This window comes from Rhodococcus sp. IEGM 1406 (assembly GCF_030056745.1).
In the GTDB taxonomy this organism is placed as follows: Bacteria; Actinomycetota; Actinomycetes; order Mycobacteriales; family Mycobacteriaceae; genus Rhodococcus_F; species Rhodococcus_F erythropolis.
Window position 1 is genome coordinate 1,834,562 of record NZ_JASHKO010000001.1, and the last position, 25,488, is coordinate 1,860,049.

Genomic DNA, 25,488 nt, shown 5'->3' on the forward strand with positions numbered 1-25,488 from the left:
ACTTCGATCAAGCGACCGCGAACATACCCACGGTCGGGAGGAAGCTGCAGGTGATGCGATCTGCGCCTTCCGGCTGGGTGGTCAGCGAACCGCTGATCACCGAGAGGACGCGTCCCGGACCTGTATCGGCAATAGCCGACAAGGTGGCGGGACCATCCGGGTTGATGCGCGACGCGTTGGTCAGGTTCTGGGTGGCGCTGCGCTGGTTGTCGATGTTGACCCACGTCACGGTCATCGGCACCGGCTGGTCGTCGACGGCGGGAGCCGTTCCGAGAGCGGTGAAGACGAATCCAGCCTGACCGGCAGCGGGGCCGGGAGGAGGCAGGTGAGCCGGGCCCGGAACAGCAAGCGCGGTTCCGACCGAATCGGCGGTGGCCGAGATGCAGCCCTTGCCAAGCGTCGGGTAGAGGAACTGCGCGATGACGGGGGCGTTCTCGTTCGGGATTTCCGGTCCGCCGCCGCCGCTGCCGTCGAGGAAGGTGATGACCTTCTCGAGGGTGGCTTTGATCTCGGGCGGAATGCCGGGGGAGTTCAGGATCGCGCGAGCTTGGTCGAGCAACGCTTGCTGCGGGCCGCCGGCGACGTCAGCCGGACCTGCAGCGGCGCCGATGATGGCGGGCGCAAACGATGCGAGGAACTCGATCGGCACACTTTCGGGTGCGGGCGGTGCTGCCGGATCGGCCATTGCCTGTGCCGGCAATGCCAGTCCTGCTACTGCGGCAATAGCGACGGCGGTGAACGCCTTTCGCATACCTCGGGTTCGAAGCACTGTTTCCCCATCCTTAGTCATACCGCGCGGGCGCCTAGGCGAGCTCCGCGTTTGACGGCTCGAGGGGTCACTCTATGTACAGAGCCCCCGGGTTGTACAGCTGTTCAGTTGCTGAGCAGCTACGCACCGGGGGGAGTCTATGGCATGACCGGCCTCGATCGTGATTTACGGCGACCATACCTGTGACTGAAGTGATCTATGTGAAAGTTGATGCAACTGTTACGTCAGATTGCGAGGTTTGTTCACTCGGAGATCAGGCGAAACGGACCGAATCGTCGACGAGTACGTCAATTCGACGGGCAAGGTCGAAGTCCAGTTCCGTGAGACCGCCCGCCGAGTGTGTCGAAAGCGTGTACGTGACCTTTCGCCAGCGAACGTCGATGTCGGGATGATGATCTGCGGCCTCGGCGACTGCCGCGATGCGTTGAAGAAGCGCGATCGCATCCGGGAAAGTCGCGGAATCGACGGTACGAGTGATCGAGCCTGGCGACAGCTGCCAGGCCGGCAGTTCGTCGAGAGCGCTTTGGATCGCGGAGTCGGACAACAAAGTGGCCATACTCCATCATGGTGCGATGAGTGATGTGCCTGCAAGGGATCGCGAAGTTGTCGCCGGTGCGATCTTCCGTGGGGGAAGGCTGCTCCTCGCGCAGCGGACGAGTCCGCCGGCGTTGGCCGGTCGCTGGGAACTGCCGGGCGGGAAGGTCGAGGAGTTCGAAACGCCGCAGGCTGCGTTGGCCCGCGAGTTGCGCGAGGAGCTTGCGGTAGAGGTTCGATGCGGAACAAGAATCGGCGTCGATGTGCAACTGTCGGCCGGGTTGGTCCTGCGGGCGTACCGGGCGGAGTTGGTGTCCGGCGAACCGGTCGCGCTCGACCACGCCCAGTTGGCATGGGTCGATGCCGAAGAACTCTTGTCGATGGATCTGGTCGACAACGATCGAGCCTGGATCCCCGAACTGCTCGAGGAGTTGAGGGCGCTTACGCCGCGCGGGCCTTCTTGAGACCGGCTTTCAGTTCCTTCTTGGATGCGCCCTCGTTCTCGAGCTTCTTCATCCGCATGATGACGACGGGGCACTTGATGCACCGTGTCTTCTTCCGGCAGCACTTCTTTTTCGGCTTGAGCTTCGAGACCTTGCTTGCCTTGATTTTTCCCATGTGACGCTGCGGCTTTCCTGTTTCATTACGGCGGAGAGCCCGCTCTTGGAACGAGGTTAGCGTACCCTTAAATACCCTGTTTCTCCAGGTCGTAATCCTACTCGCTTCAGCGTGGTGCAGATCACTATTGGCTGGTGGGGGCGGTGATAGAGGCCGCACAATGCAGGAGTATCCGCTCGGAGCGAGTAGTATTTACTAGGCCGCGGTGCCTATTCAGGCGATTCGTGCCCTGATTCGGATCACACACTCGTGCAGCGGCCACCAGAAGAGCCGTGCGACTTGACTTTCGCGTGGCCGAATCAACTCAGCCAGGAGAGCCATCGCGTGACCACCACCAGCTTCCGTAACGTTGCCATCGTCGCACACGTCGACCACGGCAAGACCACCCTCGTCGACGCCATGCTTCGTCAGTCCGGCGCGTTCGAGGAGCGCGCCGAGCTGGTCGATCGCGTCATGGACTCCGGCGACCTAGAACGCGAGAAGGGCATCACGATCCTCGCGAAGAACACCTCGGTGCACAAGCGCAACGAGGATGGTTCGGTCACCGTCATCAACGTCATCGACACCCCGGGCCACGCCGATTTCGGTGGCGAGGTCGAGCGCGGTCTGTCCATGGTCGACGGCGTCGTCCTGCTCGTCGATGCGTCCGAGGGCCCGCTTCCGCAGACGCGTTTCGTGCTGCGTAAGGCACTTGCTGCCTCACTGCCCGTCATCTTGGTTGTCAACAAGACCGATCGTCCCGATGCTCGCATCGAAGAGGTTGTCTCCGAGGCTCAGGACTTGCTCCTGGACCTCGCGTCCGATCTCTCCGACGAGGCCGCCGAAGCCGCCGAGCTTGCGCTCGGGCTGCCGGTTCTCTACGCCTCCGGCCGCGAGGGCAAGGCTTCGACGGTGCAGCCCGAGAACGGTCAGGCGCCCGACGCCGAGGACCTCACCGCTCTGTTCCAGGTTCTGATGGAGTACGTCCCGGCCCCCAAGGGCACGGTCGACGCGCCGCTTCAGGCTCACGTCACCAACCTCGACGCGTCGGCATTCCTCGGTCGCCTCGCGCTGGTTCGCATCCACAACGGCGAGCTGCGCAAGGGCCAGACCGTGTCCTGGTGCCGCGAGGTCGACGGCGAGCCCGTCATCACCAAGACCAAGATCACCGAACTGCTCACCACCATCGGTGTCGAGCGTGTTCCCGCCGAGGTTGCGCTTGCCGGCGATATCTGCGCTGTTGCGGGTTTCCCGGACATCATGATCGGCGACACGCTCGCCGACCTCGACAACCCGGTTGCGCTGCCTCGCATCACTGTCGATCAGCCGGCTATCTCGGTCACGATCGGTACCAACACCTCACCGCTGGTCGGCCGCGTCAAGGGTCACAAGCTCACCTCGCGCATGGTCAAGGCTCGCCTGGACCAGGAGCTGGTCGGTAACGTCTCGCTCAAGGTCCTCGACATCGGACGTCCCGATGCGTGGGAGGTCCAGGGTCGTGGAGAGCTCGCGCTCGCCATCCTCGTCGAGCAGATGCGTCGCGAAGGCTTCGAACTGACCGTCGGAAAGCCGCAGGTGGTCACTCAGACTGTCGACGGTAAGATCCACGAGCCTTTCGAAGAGCTGACCATCGACAGCCCTGAGGAGTACCTCGGTGCCATCACTCAGCTTCTGGCCAACCGCAAGGGCAAGATGGTTCAGATGTCGAACCACGGTCAGGGCTGGGTTCGTATGGAGTTCATCGTTCCTTCGCGTGGTCTTATCGGCTTCCGTACGGAATTCCTCACGGATACCCGCGGAACCGGCATCGCCAACGCCGTCTTCGACGGGTACGGTCCCTGGGCCGGCGAGATTCGTGCACGCCACACCGGTTCTCTCGTGTCGGACCGTTCCGGCACAGTGACGCCGTTCGCCATGATCCAGCTGGCTGACCGCGGAACCTTCTTCGTCGAGCCCGGCGCGGACACCTACGAGGGTCACGTCGTCGGTATCAACCCCCGTCAGGAAGACCTCGACATCAACGTCACCCGCGAGAAGAAGCTGACCAACATGCGTCAGTCGTCCGCAGACGTGATGGAGACCCTCGCGAAGCCCATCAAGCTCGAGCTCGAAGCAGCCATGGAATTCTGCTCCGGCGACGAGTGCGTCGAGGTCACCCCCGAGGACGTCCGCGTCCGCAAGGTGCATCTCAATGCAACCGAGCGCGCTCGCGAGCGTTCGCGTAGCAAGTCTCGCGACAAGGCTGCTCTGTAGTCTTTCGTCGGTTACCACCTGACAGGCGGATGTGCCTTTCAGCCGAGTTTTCGGCGGAAAGGTACATTCGCCTTCATGGTTTCCGGGCGAAAGTTCTGCCCGGAAATCGAGTGCGAAGGGGCGACGCGGCCCCGTACGGAAGGAATTGTCTGTGGCCTCAGGACGTCGCTACCTGGCGTTGGCAGTGGCAGTGACGGCGTTGTCGCTGACTGCGTGTACGGCCGATCCGCCGCCTCCGGTCGAGAGCACCGAAACCGTCAAGCCCACACCGACTCCGGTTGTTCCGGCGATGAAGCAGGTCACTGTGGCGATCGACGAGGTAGGAGGCGGATTCAACCCGCACCTGCTCGCGGATCAGTCGCCGGTCAACTCCGCAGTCGGCAACCTCGTGTTGCCCAGTGCGTTTCGCCCGATCAATTCGCCGACGCAGCCTGGTGCGACGGAGTGGGCGATCGACGATTCTTTTCTCGTTTCGGCTGAAGTGACGTCAGAGGCTCCGTTCACTATTCGCTACCAACTGCGCAACGAAGCCCAATGGTCGGACGGCGCTCCCATTGCGGCAGAGGACTTTCGCTATCTCTGGCAGCAGATGATCTCGGTTCCCGGTGTGGTCAACCCCGCCGGCTATCAGATGATCGACGACGTGAACTCGTCCGGCGGTGGCAAGACGGTCAACGTCGTGATGCGTGCGCCGTATCCGGCGTGGCGAGAGTTGTTCACCGATATTCTTCCATCCCACCTGATCAAGGACACTCCCGGCGGTTTCAGCACCGGTTTGAGTGAGGGGATTCCGGTGTCTGGAGCCCACTTTCACGTGCGCTCGGTCGACCGTGGTCGAGACGAAATCGTGCTGGAACGCAACGACCGATTCTGGGGCAAGCCTTCAGATCCGGATCAGATAGTTCTGCGACGCGGAGGAACGGCTTCGCAGTTGGCGGATGCACTGCGTACCGACGATGCTCAAGTGGCGCAAGTTCATTCGGGTAGTGCCACGGATATTCAGCTTTCTGCAATCCCGGGTGTCAGTACGGCATTCTCCTACGTTCCGCGCACTCTCGACATCAACGTCAATGGGCGCAGCAAGAACTTCGCGGACGTTCGGGTGCGTAAAGGTGTTCTGGGACTGCTCGATCCGGACCTGCTCGCCGTAGTGGCGGCCGGGAGTGAATCGGCGTCGGCCCCGGTGAAAGCTCAGATCCTCGCGCCGTCGGATCCGGGATATGCGCCAACCGCGCCGCCGAAACCGACCAGAGAGCAGGCGCTCGGCGAGCTGACCGCAGCCGGTTACTTGACAGCACCGCCAACCGGAATCGTCACTGGCACTGGAACGGTCGGATCGATCGTCCGGGACGGCGCTCAGTTGACGCTGCTGATCGGCGCTCCCGAAAACGACGACATCGCGATCGCCGTGGCAAACACCGCTGCCGACGAATTGCGTGACGTGGGGATCCTGGCGACCGTCGAATCGGTGCCGCCGGAGGAGCTCTACGGCGAGGATCTGACTACAGGACGCGTCGACATGATCGTCGGTTGGAGCCGAGCAGGCGCTGACACCGCAACTTCGCTGGCCTCCCGGTTCAGTTGCCCTACAGCGCCTTCCACTCCTGCGACAGGTTCGGCGGTGCCCACACCCACGCCGTCGCAGTCTCCGGAGCCTGTCCGAACGACAAGCGTCGAGGCTCCGAGCAACCTGTCCGGGCTGTGTGATCCGGCGTTGCAAGGTCGGATCGACGAAGCGCTCAGTGGCATCGGGGATCTCGGGTCGTTGATCGCCGATGCGGAACCCAAGCTGTGGGATCTTGCGGCGGTTTTGCCGATCGTGCAGAGCCGAGCGCTGGTTGCAGTCGGGACCGGAGTCGAGGGCGTGGTCCTCGACGGGCCGGTGCAGGTGGGGATATTCGGAAACGCTACGGACTGGGTGAGGGTGGCAAAGTGACCGCGTCGGCGAAGCGACTTCTGTTGGTGCACGCACATCCGGACGACGAAACGATCACCACCGGTGGCACCATCGCGCGTTACGCGTCCGAAGGCGCCGACGTCACGGTCCTCACCTGCACGTTGGGGGAGGAAGGCGAAGTGATCGGTGACGCGTGGGCAGGGCTCGTGGCTGCCGAGGCCGATCAACTCGGGGGCTACCGGATCGCCGAATTGAGCGCTGCTTTGTCGGCTTTGGGCAGTGCCGCTCCTCGCTTCCTCGCCGGTGCCGGTCGTTATCGCGATTCCGGAATGATCGGCACACCTTCGGCCTCCAATCCCCGTGCCTTTGTCAATGCTCGACTCGACGAGGCAGTCGGCGCGGTGGTCGCCGTCATTCGTGAGATTCGGCCGCACGTCGTGATCACGTACGACCCCAACGGAGGCTACGGGCACCCGGATCACATCCAGGCACACGCGATCACGACAGCGGCCGTGGAAGCTGCAGCAACGACCGCATATCCCGAGACCGGCGAGCCGTGGTCGACTCCGAAGTTCTACTGGACCGTGACCGAGCGCAGCGGACTAGAACGCGGCATCGCGGCGATTTCCGAGTTCCCGGAGAACTGGCGTCTGCCCGAGCCCGGTGAATTGCCGAGCGTCGAGGACGCAGACGTGACGACGGCAATCGATGTTCGAGGCGTCATCGATGCGAAGGCGAGGGCATTGAGCGCCCACGCCACTCAGGTGACGGTAGCCCCGAGTGGAGCCGAGTTCGCGTTGTCGAACAACGTGGTCCAACCGATCCTGACGGTCGAGCATTTCGTATTGGCTGCCGGCACGCTCGGTCCGGTGGGTGAGGACGGTCGCGAGCGCGATCTGTTCGGCGGGCTGCACAGCTGACCTGGGCGTCGGCTCACAGGCATTGCGATCGACGCCGTAGTGGTGTGTGATGCGTGTCACCGGATGGGTGGTCCTTTCGGTAACAGCAAAGCCTGGGGGCTGAAGAAATGTACAACTGGGACCTGCAGAACCAGATCGTCGCCTTCGTCGATTCGTTGCGTCCGATGGCCGGTTACTACCACGACATGTATTACGGATCGCTCTACGCGTTTGCAGATCAGCAAAGTCATCTGCTGACGCTGCTCGGGTTCCCGCCGGTTCCCTGATCGACTTCGTGCTTTTCGGGCGCGAGCCGGGGTGCTTGTCGGGAGGGGACCCCGCGCTCGCGCGTTGGCCGTCGATAGACCACTATCAAAACCATGATCACGGCCGAGAACAACACAGACGCTTCGACAGAAACGTCGCTGTCGTGGCTCGACCCCATCATCCTCGGTGTCCTGATTTTCGACGGGTTCTTGTGCGCAGTGTTGTCCGTCCTGTTCTTGCCGACTCATCTCGGTACGACGGCATTTCCGATCAGCATTCTCGTGGCAGCGACCGCGAACCTCGTATTGGTGATCGCCGCCCGCACGGTTACGACGCCGGGTATGGCCGCATTGCCGCTCGCCGGTTGGATCGTCGGGTTCTTGGTGTGCATGGTCGGCGGTCCGGGCGGCGACGTGCTGGTGCTCTCGTCCCCTCTGACGTTCTTACTGCTGGTCGGCGCAATCGCTCCGGCCGCGGTTTTCCTTTTCAAAGTAGCGATCAACAGGCTTGCCACCCTCAGTTCGCAATAGTTCTCGGCGCGCGCGTAGGAAAGTAACCCATCCATAAGGGACACTCAGCCTGTGGCTGAAGATGATCTGGCGGGCGCGACTATCGCCTTGACCGCAGAACGGCGTGTCGAAGAATTTGCGACGCTCCTCGAACGTCGAGGCGCGGAGATCGTGCGGACACCGGTGATCCATGTGCTGCCGTTGGTGGACGATCGCGACTTGCGCACTCAGACGTCCGCGTTGATTGCCGATCCGCCGGAATTGGTCGTGATCAGCACCGGAATCGGCTTTCGGGGTTGGCTCGACGCCGTCGCGTCGTGGGGTTTGACCGACGAGTTCCTCGGAGCTCTGGCCCGGACGCGCATCATCGCCCGCGGCCCCAAGGCGACGGGCGCCATCCGGGGCGCCGGACTGCGCGAGGAATGGTCGCCTTCGGGTGAGTCGTCCGAGGAAGTTCTGGCGCACCTCGGAAGCGAGGGAGTGGCAGGCTTACGCGTCGCAGTCCAGTTGCACGGCACCATCACCGAATGGGAGCCGTTGACGGACCTGAGCGCCTCCCTCGCCGACATCGGCGCGGTTGTCACCCCGGTGTCGGTCTATCGGTGGATCCGGCCGCCGGATCAGTCGCCAGTCCGCGCGTTGGTCGCTGCAGTTCGTTCCGGTGCAATCGACGCACTGACCTTCACCAGTGCCCCCGCGGTGTCCTCGATGCTCAGCACGGCAAAAGAGATGGGCGAGCTGGAGCGGTTCGTCGCAGCTATGCGCGGACCGGTACCGACCTACTGCGTCGGACCGGTGACGGCCGCCCCGCTGGAACTCCTCGGTGTTCCGACCATCCAGCCGGAGCGATCGCGTCTCGGTTCGCTGGCGCGGCTCATCATCGACGACCTGCCCAAACGTCGCCACCGCCCGGAGTGACGGCTTCGATCAATGCCCACGCGTTCTCGGCGGGGAGATCGATCACCTCGTAGCTTCCGGTGCCTGCGGGCGTCGCGGCGATGACGGTTGCCACGCCTGCGCGTCGCTGGAAGAACGTCTCGCGCACCGTCCATCCGATGACACCTTCGGATTCGAGGCTGTGACGCTGGCGATCGAGCGAGCCGCTTCGGGTGATCAACCATCCCGGCAGGACTGCGTGGCCGAGGCCGTTGTATCGGTCGTAGGCGAGGGCAACGCCAGCGATGGCGAGTACGGCGACCCCGAACCACGCGTAGATCGGTACATCCAGACCAGAAGCCGTGCACGCCACGCAGACCAGAAACGCCACAGTCGCGAGAAACAGTGCCCTGGTGTACCGGCGACGCCGCGCGGCTGGCCCGTGCGGGATCAGCGGGGCGGACGCCTGGCGTGAATCACCGATCACGGTAGCCATCACTCGCTCGGCTTCTCTGCGTGGTCCCTGCGGGAGCAGCAGCGAAGATTCCTTCTTCTCGGCGCTGACCCCGGTCATGATGGCGTCGAGCCGCGCGCCGCGAGCCAATCGCAGTAGAAGCGGTTCCTTGAGCGTCGTGCCGCGGAGGCGGGCGCGGTCGAGTGTGGTTTGCCGAGTTTTCAACAAGCCGTGACTGACATGCAGGATGCGGCCGCTGTCGGTGAGTTTCATGTTGCCGAACGCGATCAGGTACTGGACGCAGGCGAGTGCACTCGACAGCACCAGCAGCACGACGAGTGCGATGACGACCATCAGCGCGATGCCGAGGCTCTCGAGTGAGTCGAAGCTGTCGCTTACTGCCGACGATTTCGCGACGGCAGTGCCGATGCCGTATTGGAACGAGATGCCGATGATCGCTGCGATGATGGCGACTCCGGTGAACGAAAAGGGAGCGTAGCGAACCCAACTGGGCTCCCAGTGACCGATCTCGGTGTCGACCGGTTCGGCGATGTTCTCGACCGGTGTGCCCGGGGTTTCCAGTCGCCGTGCCTGTTGCGCGCCGGCCAACAGTGCGGCACGTAGGTCCGGAACCAGGGCAGTCGAGAGGGCATTGAGTTCGAACTTGTTCGAATCGTGGCCGATCCCGGCGCGCTGGCCGGTCCCGATGCGCACGATCGACAGCCCGAGCAGTCGGTGCATGACCCCGGCCTCGACGTCGACGGATCGGATGCGGCTACGCGGGACGGAGAGCAGCTTTTTCTGGAATACCCCGGTGCGCAGTTGTACGTGAACGGGCCCGATTCGGTACGTGGTGGTGAAGTACCGCAACAGACCGAAGACGACGAGCAGAGTGACGACGCCGAGTCCCCACCAGTGGTTTCCGGATTGGCTGCCGAGAACTACGGAGACTAGTAGGACCGGGAGCAGTTTGACGACTTCGTTGACGGGGTGCACCAGAAGCATGCGGCGGTCGAGGCGGAGCCATGGCTGTTCCTCCTCGGCTGCCTCGGCAGCTGCCGTTTCCGCCTCGACCGGGATTTCGATCGCGGTCGGGTCGCCCAACTGCTTCTCGTTCACGTTGCGTCTCCCACGTTGGTGCCCGCGATCTCCGTCAGCTGGGCCACGGTGCGGTCGGCGATTTCCTGGTCGAGCGCGGAGATCTTCACAGCCCCGGCCGACGACGCCGTAGTGACGGTCACGGTTGCCAGACCCAACATGCGGTCGATCGGTCCGCGTTCGGTGTCCACGGTCTGCACGCGCGATATCGGTGCGATCCGTCGTTCCTGGGTGAACCACCCCGTGCGTGTGTACACCGCAGTGTCACTGATTTCCCATCTGTGGACGCGATACCGCCACGCCGGAACCATCAGAATGTAGGTGGCCGCGAACAGGACGGTGACTGCGAAGACCAGGCCCACCACCCAGGACGGGATTCCGGGTATCAAGACGGCACAGACGATTTCGGCGACGATGACGGGTACCCAGAACAGCGAGGCAGTGATTGCCCACAGCCTCGGGGCTTTGGCGCTGGGTCGCCATAACGGGTCGGCCATGGTCAGCGGTTGCGGGGCAGTCATGGGCACTACTTTGGTCGAGTGAGGGGCGATCTGTCGACATCGGCCCTATCGTGGAGTGTGGCGACTGCGAAGGGAGCACGTGATGACCGAACAAGATGCGACATTCGACCCGGAGGCTCCGGAATCAGATGCGCTCGAACAATCGACACCCGTAGATCCGAACGCCCCCGAAGAACCCGATCTGACCGACATTCCACTCGACGCGCCAGTGGCTGACGTGGTGGATCAACGAGTCGAGGTCGCGGTCGACGACGACTACCGGCCGTCGTGATCGAGGCCGTGTCGGGGCGGTAAGGCCTCCTACTTCTGGCACCGGGTGGCACTAGTCGTCCCACATGGCGCATGATCGCTAGGTGAACCGAACTGGTGATGACTCCGGCAAACCCACCATGCTTCCGATGCCAGGTATTTCCGCGTCCGCCTCGTCCAGTCCGTCGCCCGGCCCGTCAGCGTCGGCGATGAGGCGAGTTCTCCGTCGCGCACGCGATGGAGCAACCCTGAACGTCGACGAGGCGGCAACGCTGCTGCAGGCGCGGGGAACCGATCTGACCGATCTGTGTTCCTCGGCAGCCAAGGTTCGCGATGCCGGGCTGCTGGCAGCGGGTCGGCCGAACACCGTGACGTATTCGCGGAAGGTTTTCATTCCGCTGACCCGTCTGTGCCAGGACAAGTGCCACTACTGCACGTTCGTCACGGTGCCCGGGAAACTGCGTGCCGCTGGGCACGGCATGTTCCTGGAGCCGGACGAGGTTTTGGACATTGCCAGGGCAGGCGCCGAATTGGGCTGCAAGGAAGCGTTGTTCACGCTGGGTGATCGCCCCGAGGCACGCTGGCCGGAAGCAAAGCAGTGGCTGGACGAACGCGGCTACGACTCCACCCTCGACTACGTGCGGGCGATGTCGATCCGGGTACTCGAGGAGACCGGACTGCTCCCGCATCTGAATCCCGGTGTGATGAGCTGGCAGGAACTCTCGCGGCTCAAGCCCGTTGCGCCGTCGATGGGCATGATGCTCGAGACGACCGCAACCCGCCTGTTCACCGACAAGGGCGAATGCCACTACGGCAGCCCGGACAAGGACCCGGCGGTTCGGCTACGCACCCTGACCGACGCAGGCCGACTGAACATCCCGTTCACCACGGGAATTCTTGTGGGCATCGGGGAGAACTTCCTCGAGCGTGCCGAATCGATCATGGCGATACGCAAGTCGCAGAAGGCGTTCGGGCACATCCAGGAAGTGATCATCCAGAATTTCCTGGCCAAACCTGATACCGCGATGCGCGATACCCCTGATGCAGGACTCGACGAGTTTCTCGCGGCCATCGCCGTCGCACGCCTGCTGCTCGGGCCGACGATGCGGATTCAGAGTCCGCCGAATCTCGTCTCGAACAGCGAGTGCCTCGCGCTGCTCGGCGCCGGTGTGGACGACTGGGGCGGGGTGTCACCGTTGACTCCCGATCACGTCAACCCGGAGCGTCCGTGGCCGAATCTCGAGACCTTGGCGGAGATCAGCGCCGAAGGCGGCTTCACCCTGACCGAACGCACTGCGGCTCAGCCGGCCTATGTCCTGGCCGGGGCTCCGTGGATCGATCCGCGCATTGCGGGCCACGTGAAGGCACTGGCGGACCCCAAAACCGGCCTCGCCCTGCCCGATACCAAGCCGGTGGGTCGGCCGTGGCAGGAACCGGACGAGTCGTGGGAATCGAGCGGACGCGTCGATCTCAATACCGAGATCGACACGGACGGGCGCAACACCGAGACCCGCAGTGACCTGGGCAGTGCGTTCGGCGACTGGGAGACCGTGCGCGAACAGGTCCTCGAGCTGAGTGCTCCGATTCGCGTCGACACCGATCTGCTGGCTGCGCTGCGCAGTGCCGAACGCGACCCGGCCGGATGCTCCGACGACGAGTACCTGGCCCTTGCCACGGCGGAGGGCCCGGGCCTGGAAGCTGTTGTGGCACTGGCGGATGCGCTACGCAAGGAAGCCGTCGGCGAGGACGTCACCTACGTAGTGAACCGGAACATCAACTTCACCAACATTTGCTACACGGGCTGCCGGTTCTGTGCATTCGCGCAGCGCAAGGGCGACGCCGACGCCTTCACGCTGTCGGCAGAGCAGGTCGCCGACCGTGCGTGGGAAGCGCACGTCGCCGGCGCGACCGAGGTGTGCATGCAGGGCGGTATCGATCCGGAACTTCCCGTCACCGGTTACGCCGACCTGGTCCGGGCCGTCAAGAAGCGCGTGCCGTCGATGCACGTCCACGCGTTCTCGCCGATGGAGATCGTCAACGGTGCGTCGCGCAGCGGTGAAAGCATCAGGGATTGGCTGACCGCTCTGCGTGAGGCGGGCCTGGACACCATTCCCGGTACGGCAGCGGAGATCCTCGACGACGAGGTGCGCTGGATCCTCACCAAGGGCAAACTGCCGACGGCGGAGTGGATCGAAGTGGTCACCACGGCGCACGAGGTGGGGCTGCGGTCGAGTTCGACGATGATGTACGGGCATGTCGATCAGCCGCACCACTGGGTCGGGCACCTGAACGTTCTTCGCGGAATCCAGGACCGTACAGGTGGATTCACGGAGTTCGTGCTGCTGCCGTTCGTTCACCAGAGCGCGCCGCTGTACCTGGCGGGCGCTTCACGGCCAGGGCCGACCAACCGGGACAACCGCGCTGCGCACGCACTGGCACGCATCATGCTGCACGGTCGCATCCCCAACATCCAGACCAGCTGGGTCAAGCTCGGGATCACCGGAACGCAGATGATGCTCAACGGCGGAGCCAACGACCTCGGTGGGACGCTGATGGAGGAGACGATCTCGCGGATGGCAGGCTCCGAACACGGGTCCGAGAAGACCGTCGCGGAACTGCGCGCCATCGCCGAGGGAATCGGACGCCCGGCGCGCGAACGAACCACCACACATGCACGACGCGAAGGAGCGATTGCCTGATGGCCGATGTTCTGGGGGACCGCAAGGTCGTCGAGGTTCTCGATCGAGCGGTATGGGGGATCAACCCGGTTCTCGATCTCGCCTACGGTGATCCGCTCGGTATCAAGCGTCGGACCTTCGAGCCGACCGATCCCGAGCGAAATGCCGCAGCGATGGTGTTGGACGCGGCGGCCTGGGTCCTCGACGTCGTCAAGTTCCCCGGGACGGCGGCGTGGTCGGTGATGACCGACGAGCAGCGCTCGAAGTGGTGGACGACCCGGTTGGGTGCACTCAACACCGTTGCCGTCGCGTTCCCTGGCATCTTCGGCGTCCTCCTCAATCGGCTGCCGATCCAGGACCTCTTGGCATTCGCGAATCAGGCCGTTGTGCTCGTTGCGGTTGCCCGTGAACACGGAGTGACGGAGCGGGATCAGCAGGTGGACCTCCTGGCGTCGGTGCTGTGCCGGCGTGAGACCAAGTCCCGAGATCTGCTCGCCGGTGAGGATTTCGCCGAAAAGTCGGTCAGCGGTGCCGACGAGACCTGGCGCCCGTTCGCGCTCATCGGCACCTTGTGGCGCACGTCCAAGACTTTTCGTGCCATCACGGACGAGCTGCACAAGCGGCCGTCGCGGACAAAACCGTACGAGATTTTCGGCAAGATTCCGGTGGTCGGCGTCGTGGCGGATTATCTCGGTGAGCGCGGCGCTTTGGTCCGCGCAGCTGCTGCGGGGGAGAAGTGGATCGCGATTCGGTCGAGGAACATCACCGCAGTAGGCTGAAATGTGTTACCCCCGCCTGCTCAGAGTCGGTTGGCAGGGGGATAATAGGCTGTTCCCGCGGTACGTGAGAGTCGTATCGGATTTTCGGCCCCTTGCAACTGCGTGTTGCGGCGGCGATGCACGACAGGAAGGCAGGGAGATCGGCAGTGACCTACACGATTGCTGAACCGTGTGTAGATGTGATGGACAAGGCGTGCATCGAAGAATGCCCTGTCGACTGCATCTACGAGGGTGGACGCATGCTCTACATCCACCCCGACGAGTGTGTCGACTGCGGCGCGTGTGAGCCTGTCTGTCCCGTCGAAGCCATCTTCTACGAAGACGACGTCCCGGACCAGTGGAACGCGTACATCAGCACCAACGTCGATTTCTTCGACGATCTCGGTTCGCCGGGTGGAGCGGCCAAGCTCGGCAAGGTCGACTACGACACGCCGTTCATCAAGGCGCTGCCTCCCATGGGTGAGGAATAGAGATCTTGTCTCGTACTCCGGTGGCCGCTGGGCTTCCTGATTTTCCGTGGGATTCGCTCGCCGACGTCACGGCGAAGGCGCACTCTCATCCCGACGGCATCGTGAACCTGTCCGTGGGAACGCCGGTTGATCCCGTTGATCCGGTGATCCAGGAGGCTTTGTCTTCTGTTGCCGAGATACCCGGATATCCGACGACGCACGGCACGCTCGCACTTCGCGAGGCCGTAGCGGAGTCACTCGATCGCCGTCACAACATTCCCGACGTCGATCCGGCAGCGGTCCTGCCGGCGATCGGCACGAAGGAAATGATCGCGTGGCTGCCGACATTGCTCGGTCTCGGAGCCGACGATCTGGTGGTCATTCCGGAGTTGGCATACCCGACGTACGAGGTCGCGGCGAAGCTGGCAGGCGCTCGCGTCCTGCGCGCCGACGGCTTGAACAAGCTCGGTCCCGAGTCGGCGGCGATGATCTTCGTGAACTCGCCGTCGAACCCCACCGGCAAAGTGCTCGGCCTCGAGCACTTGCAGAAGGTCGTGGCCTGGGCGCGCGAGCGCGGCGCGATCGTCGTCTCCGACGAGTGCTACCTCGGATTGACGTGGGAAGCGGATGCACTCTCCATTCTCGATCCCCGTGTCAACGACGGCGATCTGACCGGTTTGCTTGCGGTCCACTCGCTTTCGAAGACGTCCAATCTCGCGAGCTATCGCGCGGGGTTCGTCACCGGTGATCCGGCTTTGGTGTCGGAACTGCTCGAGGTGCGTAAGCACGCGGGCATGATCCTGCCGCTGCCGATCCAGGCGGCGATGACCGCAGCTTTGGGCGACGACCAACACGAGAACATCCAGCGCGAGCGGTACCGCGAGCGTCGCAGCGTGTTGATCGAAGCTGTTCGAGGCGCCGGATTCACCGTCGACAATTCCGAGGCGGGTCTGTACCTCTGGGCGACGCGCGGCGAGGAATGTCGAGCGACGGTCAGTTGGTTCGCCGATCGTGGGATCCTCGTTGCCCCCGGTGAGTTCTACGGTCCGAGCGGTAGCAAGCACGTACGGATCGCGCTCACTGCAACAGACGAACGAATCGCCGCGGCAGCAAAGCGCCTCTCCGCCTGAACTGCGTGCTTTCCCAGGTGTCAGGTTCCCTGATGTCGGTATCGGTCCGATGTAAGGTCGCGCTGTGACCACCTCAGGGACCGGCGGCTTGGACGCGGTACTGATTTTTGCTGTCGTTGTCGCCTCGGTTGCACTGATGCTCGTGTGGTTGAAAAGTCGTCGAGTTTTCGGAGAGTTCCCACTCTCGGCAGCTCTCCTCTGGCTGATGGTTGCGGTGCCGTCCATCCTGCAGGCGCTGATACCAGGACTACTCGAGATGTTTCGTCGTGATCCCGCATTGATTCGCGACGGTCAATGGTGGCGCATTCTGACCTCCGTGCTCGTCCAGGACGGAGGGGTCGCAGGAACCGTCACCAATCTCGTGACGCTGGCTGTGGTTGCACCGCCTGCGTTCCGGCTCTGGGGCGCCGCACGTGGCTGGGCTCTCTTCCTGTTCGGTCAACTGTTGTTCGGTTTGCTCACCACCGCAGTCTTTCCGTCGACCGGCGCAGGTAACTCCGGTGCCACACTTGCTCTGGCAGCGGCGGCCGCGGGGATCGGTGTTCTGGTGCGCCCGCGAATGCCTGAGATTGTTCTGACGGCCGTGATTGTCGTCGGCGGCGCAACCCTGGTGACGGTCGACGACGCGCACGGATTCGCCGTTCTTTCCGGGGCGCTCTTGGGGGCGGCGCTGGTGACGCTGTTCCCTCCGCACTCGATAGATGCGCGTCGGGCAGGAGAAAGTTTGCGACCATCGGCGCTGTGAGATGCTGTCGTGGTGCTGCTGAGATCACTGAACCCCCTTGCTGTCGCCCGCGGTGACGACCTCGACGACGCCGTGACGATCGGTGACACGGTTCTCTCGCGGAGTGCCATTCTCGGTGCCGCGACCTCGGTCGCGGAACGGGTGGCGCAGGCCGATCGGGTTGCCGTATTGGCAACTCCCACAGCAAAAACGATTCTCGCCGTCGTCGGGGCATTGATTGCCGGTGTCACCGTTGTGCCGGTCCCGCCGGACTCGGGGAAGGCTGAGCGGGAGCACATTCTGCGTGACTCGGGTGCTCAGGCGTGGCTCGGTGAAACGGACGACCACTGCGACACTCTGCCGGTAGTTCCCGTCCGGTTGCACGCTCGCTCGTGGCACAGCTATCCCGAACCGGCACCGCAGTCCACAGCATTCGTCCTGTACACGTCCGGTACCACTGGCGCACCGAAGGGCGTTCTGCTCAGTCGCTCGGCCATCGCAGCCGGGATCGATGCGCTCGCCGAGGCCTGGGACTGGACGTGGCGAGACACGCTCGTGCACGGGCTTCCGCTCTTCCACGTGCACGGACTGATCCTCGGAATCCTCGGCCCCCTCCGGATCGGCAGCCGGGTGATCCACACCGTCAAGCCGACGCCGGAAAATTACGCCCGGGCGAAAGGCTCCCTCTACTTCGGTGTTCCCACCGTCTGGTCGCGTATCGCCGAAGACGAAGAAGCTGCCCGCGCGTTGTCCGGTGCCCGACTTCTGGTTTCCGGTAGTGCGCCGCTTCCTGTGCCTGTCTTCGAAAAGCTACGGGACCGAACAGGATTGACGCCCATCGAGCGATACGGCATGAGTGAGACGATGCTGACTCTGAGCACACGTTTCGACGGCGAGCGACGCCCAGGGTGGGTCGGCGTGCCGCTGCGCGGAGTCGAGACTCGTCTTCGTGACGAGAAGGGCAACGACGTGCCACACGACGGCGAGAGTATCGGCGGTCTACAGGTACGTGGGCCGATGCTTTTCGACGGCTACTTGAACCGTCCAGACGCAACCGCCGAGTCCTGGACGGAGGACGGCTACTTCAAGACCGGTGATGTCGCCGTCATCGACGAGGGTGGGTTCCACCGAATCGTCGGCCGCGAATCCATCGACTTGATCAAAACCGGTGGATTCAGAGTCGGCGCCGGCGAGATCGAGACCGCCATCCTCGGGCACCCTTCGGTGTCCGAAGTTGCGGTGATCGGTGTCCCCGACGCCGATCTGGGTCAGCGGATCATCGCCGTCGTAGTCCGTAAGCCCGGGAGCCCCGAGGTCACCGAAGCTGAATTGGTCGAGTTGGTCGGGGCTGAGTTGTCGGCGCACAAGCGTCCCCGTGAGGTTCGCTTCGCCGAGACTCTGCCGCGTAACGCGATGGGCAAGGTCCAGAAGCGCGAGCTCTTCTGAGAAGAGCGGTTTGCTGAAAAGTCGCTGTGACGCTTGAAGGTTCGTGACTTCGGTCGGACTGTCCCGGAATATGGGCTCGTCGGTTCTCCGACGATTCAGCGCTAGTTGGAATTTCTGTGTTCTTGGCTACACTACCGCCCGGTAGGGATAGCTCCAGTCGCACGCATGCCGTCGGTATGTCCTAGTGCGAGTGGCCTCGGAAGGGCAGATTTCATGGCGGGCGGACGGCATTCGAGTCCTGACAGCGGGCGATCGATCGGGTTCTACGCAGTGGGTGGGTTGGTTGCCGTCGCGGTAGTCGCTACCGGGGTGGTGGTCTTCAAGGCAACACAGTCCGATTCCTGCGAGAGCGTCGACGAGTACTCGCTGGCAGCAGATCCTGCGATCGCGCCTGCAGTCACGGAGATCCTCGCAGAATCGTCGCCGGAGCAGACAGGCTGTTCGCGGATCACGGTCACCTCTGCGTTGCCAGGCGACGTAGCGGGAACCCTGGGCAAGGGCGTGGACGCACCGGACATGTGGATACCGGATTCGACAGCGTGGGTCGGCAAAGCTGCACTGACGGCCAAGGGACCGGTCGCTGCCGCCGGCGGTTCGATCGCCACCTCGCCTGTCGTCCTCGCGTCCGGCGGTGGCGAGCAGTTTGCCAGTTGGCTCACGGCGCTTCAGGTTCCTGATCTCGCGCTGGGCAATCCGTTGTTCACAGGGGTTGCGTCGGCGCCCATTCTCGGAGCCCTCGCGGAGACCGGGGCCACCTCCGAATCGGTTCGAGCGGCCCTCGTACCCCATGCCCAAGCAGAGAGCGTTCGTACCGAAGATCAGCCGGTAGGGCAGAAGATGCTCACCGAATTGGTCAGCTCCGGGAAGGTCGGTGTTTCGACCGAGCAACAGGTAGTCGAGTTCACGAAAGCCGAGTCGAAGATTTCCGCGACAGTACCGGCGACGGGAACCATGATCATGGATTACCCCCTGGTGGTCAGTGCCTCGGCACCGGATCGGCACTACGCGGCAGCGAAGAAGAGTGACGCCATCGCTGAGCTGTTGCACAGTGAATCTGCTCAGGAAGTGCTGACACGCAGCGGTTTCCGTACTTCCGGCGGTGGAGCTGTCGAAGGTGGTGTTGGTGACGTGACGGCCTTGACGGTCTCCGAACAGTCGGTGGCCGATCAAACGCTGGGCGCTTGGGCTCTGATGGCCAAGCCGATCCGGACACTCGTTGCGATCGACGTGTCTGCGTCGATGGACTACCCGGCAGCAGGCGGCAAGACGCGCATGCAGTTGACCACTGCTGCCGCTCTCGCCGGCAATCAGGTCTTCCCGGACAGTGTCGCTGCCGGTCTCTGGGCGTTCTCCCAAGGTATGAACGGAACCCAGGACTTTCAGGAATTGGTACCGATCAGGCGCTACGACACCATCGTCGACGGTGTGACTCAACGAAAGTTGATGGCTGATCAGGCGAACCGGCTCACCGAACTCAAGCGTGGCGCCACCGGTTTGTACGACACGACGCTGGCCGCCTTCCGTAAGGTGCAGGAATCGTACGATCCGCGAGCGGTCAACAGCGTCATCATCTTGACCGACGGTGCCAACGAAGATCCCGACAGCATCAGCCGTGAACAGCTGCTCGATGTTCTTGCACGCGAGCAGGATCCGGCGCGTCCGGTCATCATCGTCACCATCGGCATCACCGATGACGCCGATGCGGCGGCGCTCGCCGATATCTCCCGCGTGACGGGCGGTTCGACGTACATCGCTCGTGACCCCTCGGAGATTTCCGAGGTGTTTGTGAACGCACTGGCTCACCGAGGATCGTGAGCCACGCCGAGGACCTCAGGCCGCGTCGGGACCGGCCCAGGGCGTCGGAAGTGGCGGAGCCTCAGACGAATATCGGTGCCCGGTAGGCGTCGTCGTGGTGAAGGTGTGCCGGGTACCTGGTACAGGTTCGGCCGACCAGTCCGAGCCCTGTTTCGCGTAGTTGCATGCCGCGCACAGCCCGGCACCGTTGGCTGCGCTGGTGAGGCCACCCCTCGAGTGATCGCGAATGTGGTCGCGGTGGCGAACCGGCGCGTCGCACCACGGAGTGCGGCAGCTTCGATCCCGGAGTTCGATCAATCGTGCCAACCCCTTCGGGAAGGTTCTCGCGGTGGATTCCATTGCGGTCAGTGCGCCCGTATCGGGGCGTGCGTAGAGCTTTCGAACCGTTGTCATGGTTTCGGAGTCCTCGCCGGACAAGGTGATCCATTCACGTGCGATGGCTGCTGGAACAGGTCCGTACCCGTGGACGTGGGCAGGGTCGGAACCGTCGCCGAGTAGCGACTGGTCGGAGACAATCAGATTCACCGTGACGGGTGTCGGTGTGGCGCGGCCGATTCCGGTGACCCGCTCCACCAGGAGATCAGCCATGATCTGAGCTCGCGTGCGCTCGTCCCCGCCGGCAAGTACGGAATCTGCATCGCGGCCGAGCGTGGCATATACGACGGTACCCGCGGCAGCGGGAAGTAGGACATTGAGCCAGCACATCGTGTCGGGCGCAGGCCGTGACGTCACGCGTCTGTCTCTTACGGCTTTGCGTGCTCGTCTGGCAACACTGTCGGCGTTTATTTCCGAAGTGCGTGCGCGGATTCTTTCTGTCAGTTGGTGGGTGCCACATCCGTCCAAGATTGCAGCGTCGCAGCAGAACTCGCGATCCAATGCAACGCGATCCTGGACTGTGAGACACGCAGTTTCACGCATGAGAATTGTCGCTTGATGCTCACTGATGGAGCCACGGACGAGTAGTCGAAGTGTGTGCGGCATCTCGTCGTTCAGTGCGCGGGCCAGGTTGAGATGCTGAGTTCCGAACCATGCCGACTCTCGCCGTGCGAGGGCAATCTGCGCGTTGATTCCACGGCCCTGGTACGAGCGCGGAACTCCCCGTTCGCCGCGGTCCTTGCGGGTTACCGTGTCGAGATCGGCAGCCAGCAATGCCTGGGCCCCAGCGCAACTGGCCTTCAGCTCTTCCAGTGCGCGTAGTAGATCCACGCGAGCTGCGTTGTCGATGGAACGATCCATGCTGACGAGTGACGCTCGGAATTGTCCGATCGTCTCTTCGGATATCGTCTGTTTGGATATCGCCTGTTCAGATACTTTCGTCGTCACTTTTACCCCCCGGTAGTATCGAACATATATTCGATACTAGCGCCGACGGTGAACGCACGCAACGGCTTTCTCTGTTGGCGTCCGAAAGTTCCGACAGTTCGGTTTTCATGGTTGACTGGTCCTCATGATCGAGTTGAGGGGATTGACCAAGGTTTACGGACCGACGAAAGCGGTGGACGATTTGTCGTTCACGGTCAAGCCGGGCATCGTGACGGGCTTTCTGGGCCCGAACGGTGCGGGTAAGTCGACGACGATGCGGATGATTCTGGGTTTGGATCAGCCGACGTCGGGTGCGGCGTTGATCGACGGCAAGCCGTACCGCGAGCTCAAGACACCGCTGCGGACGGTGGGCGCGTTGTTGGATGCGAAGTGGGTGCATCCCAATCGCAGTGCGCGGGCGCATCTGCAGTGGATGGCCGCTTCGAACGGGATCCCGAAGTCCCGCGTGGACGAGGTGCTCGGGTTGGTCGGGTTGTCCGAGGTGGCGGGCAAGAAGGCCGGCGGGTTCTCGTTGGGTATGTCGCAGCGTCTCGGGTTGGCGGGTGCGTTGTTGGGTGATCCGAAGGTGTTGTTGTTCGACGAGCCGGTCAACGGTCTCGATCCGGAGGGCATCGTCTGGATTCGTAAGTTCATGCAGCGGTTGGCGGCCGAGGGTCGCACGGTGCTGGTGTCGAGTCACCTTCTCTCGGAGATGGCGTTGACGGCGGAGCAGTTGGTGGTGATCGGTCGGGGTCGGTTGATTTCGGATTCGACGGTGGCGGAGTTCGTGGATCGTTCGTCGGAGTCGACGGTGCGCGTGCGTAGTCCTCAGCTCGATGCGTTGCGCAGTGTGTTGCTCTCGCAGGGGTTGACGGTGCGTGAGGACGGTTCCGGTGTTGCGCCGGCGTTGGTGGTCGTGGATTCGACGACTGATGTGATCGGTGGTTTGGCTGGTTCGCAGGGAATCGTGTTGTACGAGTTGGCGTCTCAGCAGGGTTCGCTCGAGGATGCGTTCATGAAGTTGACCGGAGACGATGTCCAGTACCACGCGTCCGGTATCGATCCGGGTGCTGGTGCACACCATGCAAGTACGCAGCAGGCAAACACACAGCAGGCTATGGGAGGTGCACTGTAATGGCTGTTCTCAGTGCTGAACGTATCAAGATCACCACGACCAAATCACCGTTGTGGTGCACGATCATCATCATCGTGCTCGGGCTGGGACTCGCTACCGTTTTCGGACTCAGCGCCAAGTCGTCGCTCAGCAGCCCCAACGGTGCAATGATGCCGACAGTGTCGGGGGCACTCAGTGGAGTGACCGGCTTCGGTGTGTTGGTTCTGATGATCATGGCGGCTCTCGCGATCACCAGCGAATATCGCTTCGGGACAATCCGCACCACCTTCCAGGCAGTTCCGAACCGCGCTTCGGTGCTCATCGCCAAAGCGGGCCTCATCGGTGGTTTCGGAGCGGTACTGACTCTCGTATTGTCGTTCGGCGCTTTCGCTCTCACGAAGGCCACATCAGGTGACGCCGGAAGATTCCTGACTCTGTCTGGCGACGATAACTGGCGGGTCGTCTACGGAACACCGATCTACGCGTTCTTCTGCGTAGTTCTAGCCGTAGGAGTGGGCGCGTTGCTCCGGCAGTCTGCAGGTGCGATCGCATTACTGCTGTTGTGGCCCTTGCTGATCGAGAATCTTTTCAACCTGTTCGGAAGTATCGGCGAGAAGATCATGCCGTTCCTGCCGTTCATGAACGCCAACAACTTTCTCGGTTCCGGCGGTAGCGTCGACTTCCACTGGGGACCCTGGGGCAGCCTGGTCTACTTCGCCCTCTTCGTGCTCGTCGTATTCGGCCTCAGCATCGTCGTCGTGAACAGGCGGGATGCATAGGCACACGGATCAGGCGGGCTGATTCTGCTTACGCCAGCGGGCGTTCAGGAAACCCAATGCCGCGATCACGAGGAACAACACGGTGGTCGAGATCAACTGTGCACGGGCATCGGCGTCGAAGAGCATGAGGACGACGAAGACGCCAAGCATCGCGAGAGTCGCGTAGCTCAGATACGGGAACAGCCACATACGAACTGTCAGCTTGCCCGACGCTTCGAGTTGTTTACGCAGTCGCAGATGCGAGACGACGATGAAGATCCAGATGACGAGCAGCGCGGCGCCGACTGCGTTGAGCAGGATGCCGAGCAGGTCGTCGGGGAGCAGCCAGTTGAGCAGGACGCTGACGAAGCCGAAGAACACAGACAGCAGAACGGCATTGGTCGGAACTCCGGTGCTCGACAGTTTCGCCATGAAAGCGGGTCCGTCGCCGCGGCGCGAAAGTGAGAACGCCATCCGGGAGGTGCCGTAGATGTTGGCGTTGAAGGCGGAAAGCAACGCCACCACTACGACGAGTTCCATGAACCCGGCAACGCCCGGAATGTTCGCCTTGTTCAAGACGGCCACAAACGGGCCGCTCTCGAGTTCGGGGTCGTTCCAGGGCAGCACCAGAACCATGATGGAGATGGCACCGATGTAGAAGACGCTGATGCGCCACACCACGGAGCGGACAGCGACGGCGATGGAGCGTTCCGGATTCTCGGATTCGGCTGCGGCGATGGTGACGATCTCGATCCCACCGAAGGCGAACGCCACGACGAGCAGTCCTGCGGCAATGCCAGACAACCCATTGGGCATGAAGCCGCCCTGCCCGAACAGATTGCTCGTACCGACCGGATCGGTATCGGGGAGGATGCCGAACACCAGCAGGACGCCGATGACGAGGAAGGCGATGATGACGGTGACTTTGATTGCGGCGAACCAGAACTCGAACTCACCGAAGTTGCTGACCTTCGCCAGGTTCACCACGGCGAAGAACACCACGAAGACCAGGGCGACAACCCATTGCGGGATCGACGGCACCCAGTCGTTCACGATCGCCGAGGCTCCGGTGATCTCGGCGCCAAGCACCATGATCAGCATGAACCAGTAGAGCCAGCCCATCACGAAGCCGGCCCACTCGCCGATCCCCAGGCGCGCGTAGTGAGAGAAGGAACCGCTCGCCGGGATCGCAGCTCCCATCTCACCGAGCATGCGCATCACGAACACCACGACGGCGCCCGCAAGGATGTAGGAGATCAGGACGGCCGGGCCGGCCTTGGCGATACCGACGCCGGTTCCGAGGAACAGGCCGGCGCCGATGGCCGAGCCCAGGCCCATCATCGTCAGATGGCGGACCTTGAGACCGTGGCCGAGAGCAGTGGTTGTTCCGTCGGAGACGTCGGTGTCAGTCATCAGTCGTTGGCGTGCAAAGCAGCGTTCAGTTCGACGCCGGTGCCCTTCCACGGCACGACCTCGACGGCACCCGAGACCGAGTTACGACGGAAGAGAAGGTTCGACTTGCCGCTGAGTTCCTTGGCCTTGACGACGGTGCCGTCCGGGCCGGTGACCTTGGTGCCCGCGGTGACATAGAGGCCCGCTTCGAGGACGCAGTCGTCGCCGAGCGAAATGCCGAGGCCGGCGTTTGCGCCGAGGAGGCAGCGCTTGCCGAGGGAGATGGTTTCCTTGCCGCCGCCGGAGAGGGTGCCCATGATCGAGGCGCCGCCGCCAACATCGGATCCGTCGTCGACGACGACGCCCGCGGAGATGCGGCCTTCGACCATCGAGTTACCGAGGGTGCCGGCGTTGAAGTTGACGAAGCCTTCGTGCATGACGGTCGTTCCGCTGGCGAGGTGCGCACCGAGTCGGACACGGTCCGCGTCACCGATACGCACTCCGGACGGCACGACGTAGTCGACCATGCGGGGGAACTTGTCGACGCTGAACACGGTCACGACGCCGCGGATGCGCAGACGTGAGCGAACTTGCTCGAAGCCTTCGACGGCGCACGGGCCGAAGTTGGTCCACACGACGTTGCTGAGCAGGCCGAACTGGCCGTCGAGGTTGACGCCGTGGGGTGCGACGAGACGGTGCGAGAGGAGGTGGAGGCGCAGGTAGACGTCGTGTGCGTCGACCGGCGCCGTGGAGAGATCGGCGATGGTGGTGCGGACGACGACCTGCGAGACCTCGCGAGCGTCGTCAGTGCCTGCCAGCAGTGCAAGATCGGAAGGAATGTCTGTTCCCTCGACGTTCTCGGTACCGGTCTTGTCGAATGTTCCCAGCTCCGGTGCCGGGAACCAGGTGTCGAGGACGGTTCCGTCCGCGGTCACGTTGGCGATACCTACTGCTGTTGCTCCCTGTGCGCTCACGGGA

Annotated in this window: 25 protein-coding genes; 17 read left to right on the forward strand and 8 right to left on the reverse strand. The window is 63.1% G+C overall.

The window, feature by feature from the left end; all coding sequences use genetic code 11:
* Positions 1 to 7: 7 nt before the first annotated feature.
* A complete protein-coding gene (locus tag QM596_RS08875) occupies positions 8 to 751 on the reverse strand; it encodes an Rv1157c family protein (RefSeq protein WP_029255827.1) in 744 nt (247 codons plus the stop codon).
* Positions 752 to 1,022: 271 nt separating this feature from the next.
* Entirely contained in the window at positions 1,023 to 1,325 is a 303-nt protein-coding gene (locus QM596_RS08880) for a 4a-hydroxytetrahydrobiopterin dehydratase (RefSeq protein WP_019744528.1), read from the reverse strand.
* Between the two features lie 16 nt (positions 1,326 to 1,341).
* On the opposite strand from QM596_RS08880, the gene QM596_RS08885 reads away from it, so the two are divergent.
* Positions 1,342 to 1,767 carry a (deoxy)nucleoside triphosphate pyrophosphohydrolase gene (locus tag QM596_RS08885; protein WP_024487314.1) on the forward strand — a complete coding sequence of 142 codons (426 nt, stop codon included), beginning with the start codon at positions 1,342 to 1,344 and terminating at the stop codon, positions 1,765 to 1,767.
* Here the strand turns inward: QM596_RS08885 and QM596_RS08890 are convergent.
* Entirely contained in the window at positions 1,745 to 1,921 is a 177-nt protein-coding gene (locus QM596_RS08890) for a hypothetical protein (protein ID WP_019744526.1), read from the reverse strand. The two genes, QM596_RS08885 and QM596_RS08890, sit on opposite strands and share 23 nt — an antisense overlap.
* A 324-nt stretch (positions 1,922 to 2,245) precedes the next feature.
* Here QM596_RS08890 and typA point away from each other — a divergent pair, with 324 nt between their 5' ends.
* The 6 genes from typA (at position 2,246) to QM596_RS08920 (ending at position 8,643) form a co-directional block, all read left to right on the forward strand.
* The gene (gene typA, locus QM596_RS08895; RefSeq protein ID WP_019744525.1) at positions 2,246 to 4,153 is read left to right on the forward strand and encodes a translational GTPase TypA; all 1,908 of its coding nucleotides are present in this window, start codon (positions 2,246 to 2,248) and stop codon (positions 4,151 to 4,153) included.
* A 151-nt stretch (positions 4,154 to 4,304) separates the two neighbouring features.
* Complete coding sequence (locus QM596_RS08900) at positions 4,305 to 6,089, forward strand: ABC transporter family substrate-binding protein (protein ID WP_019744524.1); 1,785 nt, start codon at positions 4,305 to 4,307, stop codon at positions 6,087 to 6,089.
* Positions 6,086 to 6,970, forward strand: coding sequence for an N-acetyl-1-D-myo-inositol-2-amino-2-deoxy-alpha-D-glucopyranoside deacetylase (gene mshB, locus QM596_RS08905; RefSeq protein WP_205906508.1), 885 nt, complete (start codon positions 6,086 to 6,088; stop codon positions 6,968 to 6,970). Before QM596_RS08900 ends, mshB begins: the two co-directional genes overlap by 4 nt.
* A gap of 107 nt (positions 6,971 to 7,077) precedes the next feature.
* Positions 7,078 to 7,236, forward strand: coding sequence for a hypothetical protein (locus QM596_RS08910; protein WP_019744522.1), 159 nt, complete (start codon positions 7,078 to 7,080; stop codon positions 7,234 to 7,236).
* A 93-nt stretch (positions 7,237 to 7,329) separates the two neighbouring features.
* Positions 7,330 to 7,746 carry a hypothetical protein gene (locus QM596_RS08915; protein ID WP_019744521.1) on the forward strand — a complete coding sequence of 139 codons (417 nt, stop codon included), beginning with the start codon at positions 7,330 to 7,332 and terminating at the stop codon, positions 7,744 to 7,746.
* A 51-nt stretch (positions 7,747 to 7,797) separates the two neighbouring features.
* Positions 7,798 to 8,643: a uroporphyrinogen-III synthase gene (locus tag QM596_RS08920; protein WP_019744520.1), complete on the forward strand. Its 846-nt coding sequence runs from the start codon at positions 7,798 to 7,800 to the stop codon at positions 8,641 to 8,643.
* On the opposite strand, the gene QM596_RS08925 is transcribed toward QM596_RS08920, so the two are convergent.
* Both QM596_RS08925 and QM596_RS08930 read right to left on the reverse strand, forming a co-directional pair.
* A complete protein-coding gene (locus tag QM596_RS08925) occupies positions 8,603 to 10,174 on the reverse strand; it encodes a PH domain-containing protein (protein ID WP_283308700.1) in 1,572 nt (523 codons plus the stop codon). The genes QM596_RS08920 and QM596_RS08925 overlap by 41 nt on opposite strands.
* Positions 10,171 to 10,674 carry a PH domain-containing protein gene (locus tag QM596_RS08930; protein WP_020970221.1) on the reverse strand — a complete coding sequence of 168 codons (504 nt, stop codon included), beginning with the start codon at positions 10,672 to 10,674 and terminating at the stop codon, positions 10,171 to 10,173. Before QM596_RS08930 ends, QM596_RS08925 begins: the two co-directional genes overlap by 4 nt.
* 82 nt (positions 10,675 to 10,756) lie before the next feature.
* Between QM596_RS08930 and QM596_RS08935 the strand changes: the two genes are divergently transcribed.
* The 8 genes from QM596_RS08935 to QM596_RS08970 all read left to right on the forward strand — a co-directional run bounded on the left by QM596_RS08935 (position 10,757) and on the right by QM596_RS08970 (position 19,944).
* Complete coding sequence (locus tag QM596_RS08935) at positions 10,757 to 10,945, forward strand: Rv3202a family protein (RefSeq protein WP_003945217.1); 189 nt, start codon at positions 10,757 to 10,759, stop codon at positions 10,943 to 10,945.
* A gap of 118 nt (positions 10,946 to 11,063) precedes the next feature.
* A complete protein-coding gene (locus QM596_RS08940) occupies positions 11,064 to 13,622 on the forward strand; it encodes a bifunctional FO biosynthesis protein CofGH (protein WP_283308783.1) in 2,559 nt (852 codons plus the stop codon).
* Entirely contained in the window at positions 13,622 to 14,380 is a 759-nt protein-coding gene (locus QM596_RS08945) for a hypothetical protein (RefSeq protein WP_283308701.1), read from the forward strand. Before QM596_RS08940 ends, QM596_RS08945 begins: the two co-directional genes overlap by 1 nt.
* A 146-nt stretch (positions 14,381 to 14,526) precedes the next feature.
* Positions 14,527 to 14,850: a ferredoxin gene (gene fdxA / locus QM596_RS08950; protein ID WP_003945248.1), complete on the forward strand. Its 324-nt coding sequence runs from the start codon at positions 14,527 to 14,529 to the stop codon at positions 14,848 to 14,850.
* 5 nt (positions 14,851 to 14,855) lie between these two features.
* Positions 14,856 to 15,959 carry a succinyldiaminopimelate transaminase gene (gene dapC, locus QM596_RS08955; protein ID WP_283308702.1) on the forward strand — a complete coding sequence of 368 codons (1,104 nt, stop codon included), beginning with the start codon at positions 14,856 to 14,858 and terminating at the stop codon, positions 15,957 to 15,959.
* Between the two features lie 64 nt (positions 15,960 to 16,023).
* Positions 16,024 to 16,704: a rhomboid family intramembrane serine protease gene (locus QM596_RS08960; RefSeq protein ID WP_020908478.1), complete on the forward strand. Its 681-nt coding sequence runs from the start codon at positions 16,024 to 16,026 to the stop codon at positions 16,702 to 16,704.
* Positions 16,705 to 16,716: 12 nt separating this feature from the next.
* Positions 16,717 to 18,129 carry an acyl-CoA synthetase gene (locus QM596_RS08965; RefSeq protein ID WP_283308784.1) on the forward strand — a complete coding sequence of 471 codons (1,413 nt, stop codon included), beginning with the start codon at positions 16,717 to 16,719 and terminating at the stop codon, positions 18,127 to 18,129.
* A 213-nt stretch (positions 18,130 to 18,342) separates the two neighbouring features.
* Positions 18,343 to 19,944, forward strand: a complete 1,602-nt coding sequence (locus QM596_RS08970; protein WP_031331081.1) for a substrate-binding and VWA domain-containing protein — start codon at positions 18,343 to 18,345, stop codon at positions 19,942 to 19,944.
* A 15-nt stretch (positions 19,945 to 19,959) separates the two neighbouring features.
* Here QM596_RS08970 and QM596_RS08975 read toward each other — a convergent pair whose 3' ends face one another.
* Positions 19,960 to 21,180: an HNH endonuclease gene (locus QM596_RS08975; protein ID WP_283308703.1), complete on the reverse strand. Its 1,221-nt coding sequence runs from the start codon at positions 21,178 to 21,180 to the stop codon at positions 19,960 to 19,962.
* A 211-nt stretch (positions 21,181 to 21,391) separates the two neighbouring features.
* Here QM596_RS08975 and QM596_RS08980 point away from each other — a divergent pair, with 211 nt between their 5' ends.
* Positions 21,392 to 22,381, forward strand: coding sequence for an ABC transporter ATP-binding protein (locus QM596_RS08980; RefSeq protein WP_205907607.1), 990 nt, complete (start codon positions 21,392 to 21,394; stop codon positions 22,379 to 22,381).
* Complete coding sequence (locus QM596_RS08985) at positions 22,381 to 23,139, forward strand: ABC transporter permease (RefSeq protein WP_020908473.1); 759 nt, start codon at positions 22,381 to 22,383, stop codon at positions 23,137 to 23,139. Before QM596_RS08980 ends, QM596_RS08985 begins: the two co-directional genes overlap by 1 nt.
* Before the next feature lie 9 nt (positions 23,140 to 23,148).
* On the opposite strand, the gene QM596_RS08990 is transcribed toward QM596_RS08985, so the two are convergent.
* Both QM596_RS08990 and dapD read right to left on the reverse strand, forming a co-directional pair.
* Entirely contained in the window at positions 23,149 to 24,531 is a 1,383-nt protein-coding gene (locus QM596_RS08990; RefSeq protein ID WP_020908472.1) for an amino acid permease, read from the reverse strand.
* Positions 24,531 to 25,484 (reverse strand): 2,3,4,5-tetrahydropyridine-2,6-dicarboxylate N-succinyltransferase, encoded by a 954-nt coding sequence (gene dapD, locus QM596_RS08995; protein ID WP_021332794.1) that lies wholly within the window; start codon positions 25,482 to 25,484, stop codon positions 24,531 to 24,533. Before dapD ends, QM596_RS08990 begins: the two co-directional genes overlap by 1 nt.
* Positions 25,485 to 25,488 lie beyond the last annotated feature (4 nt).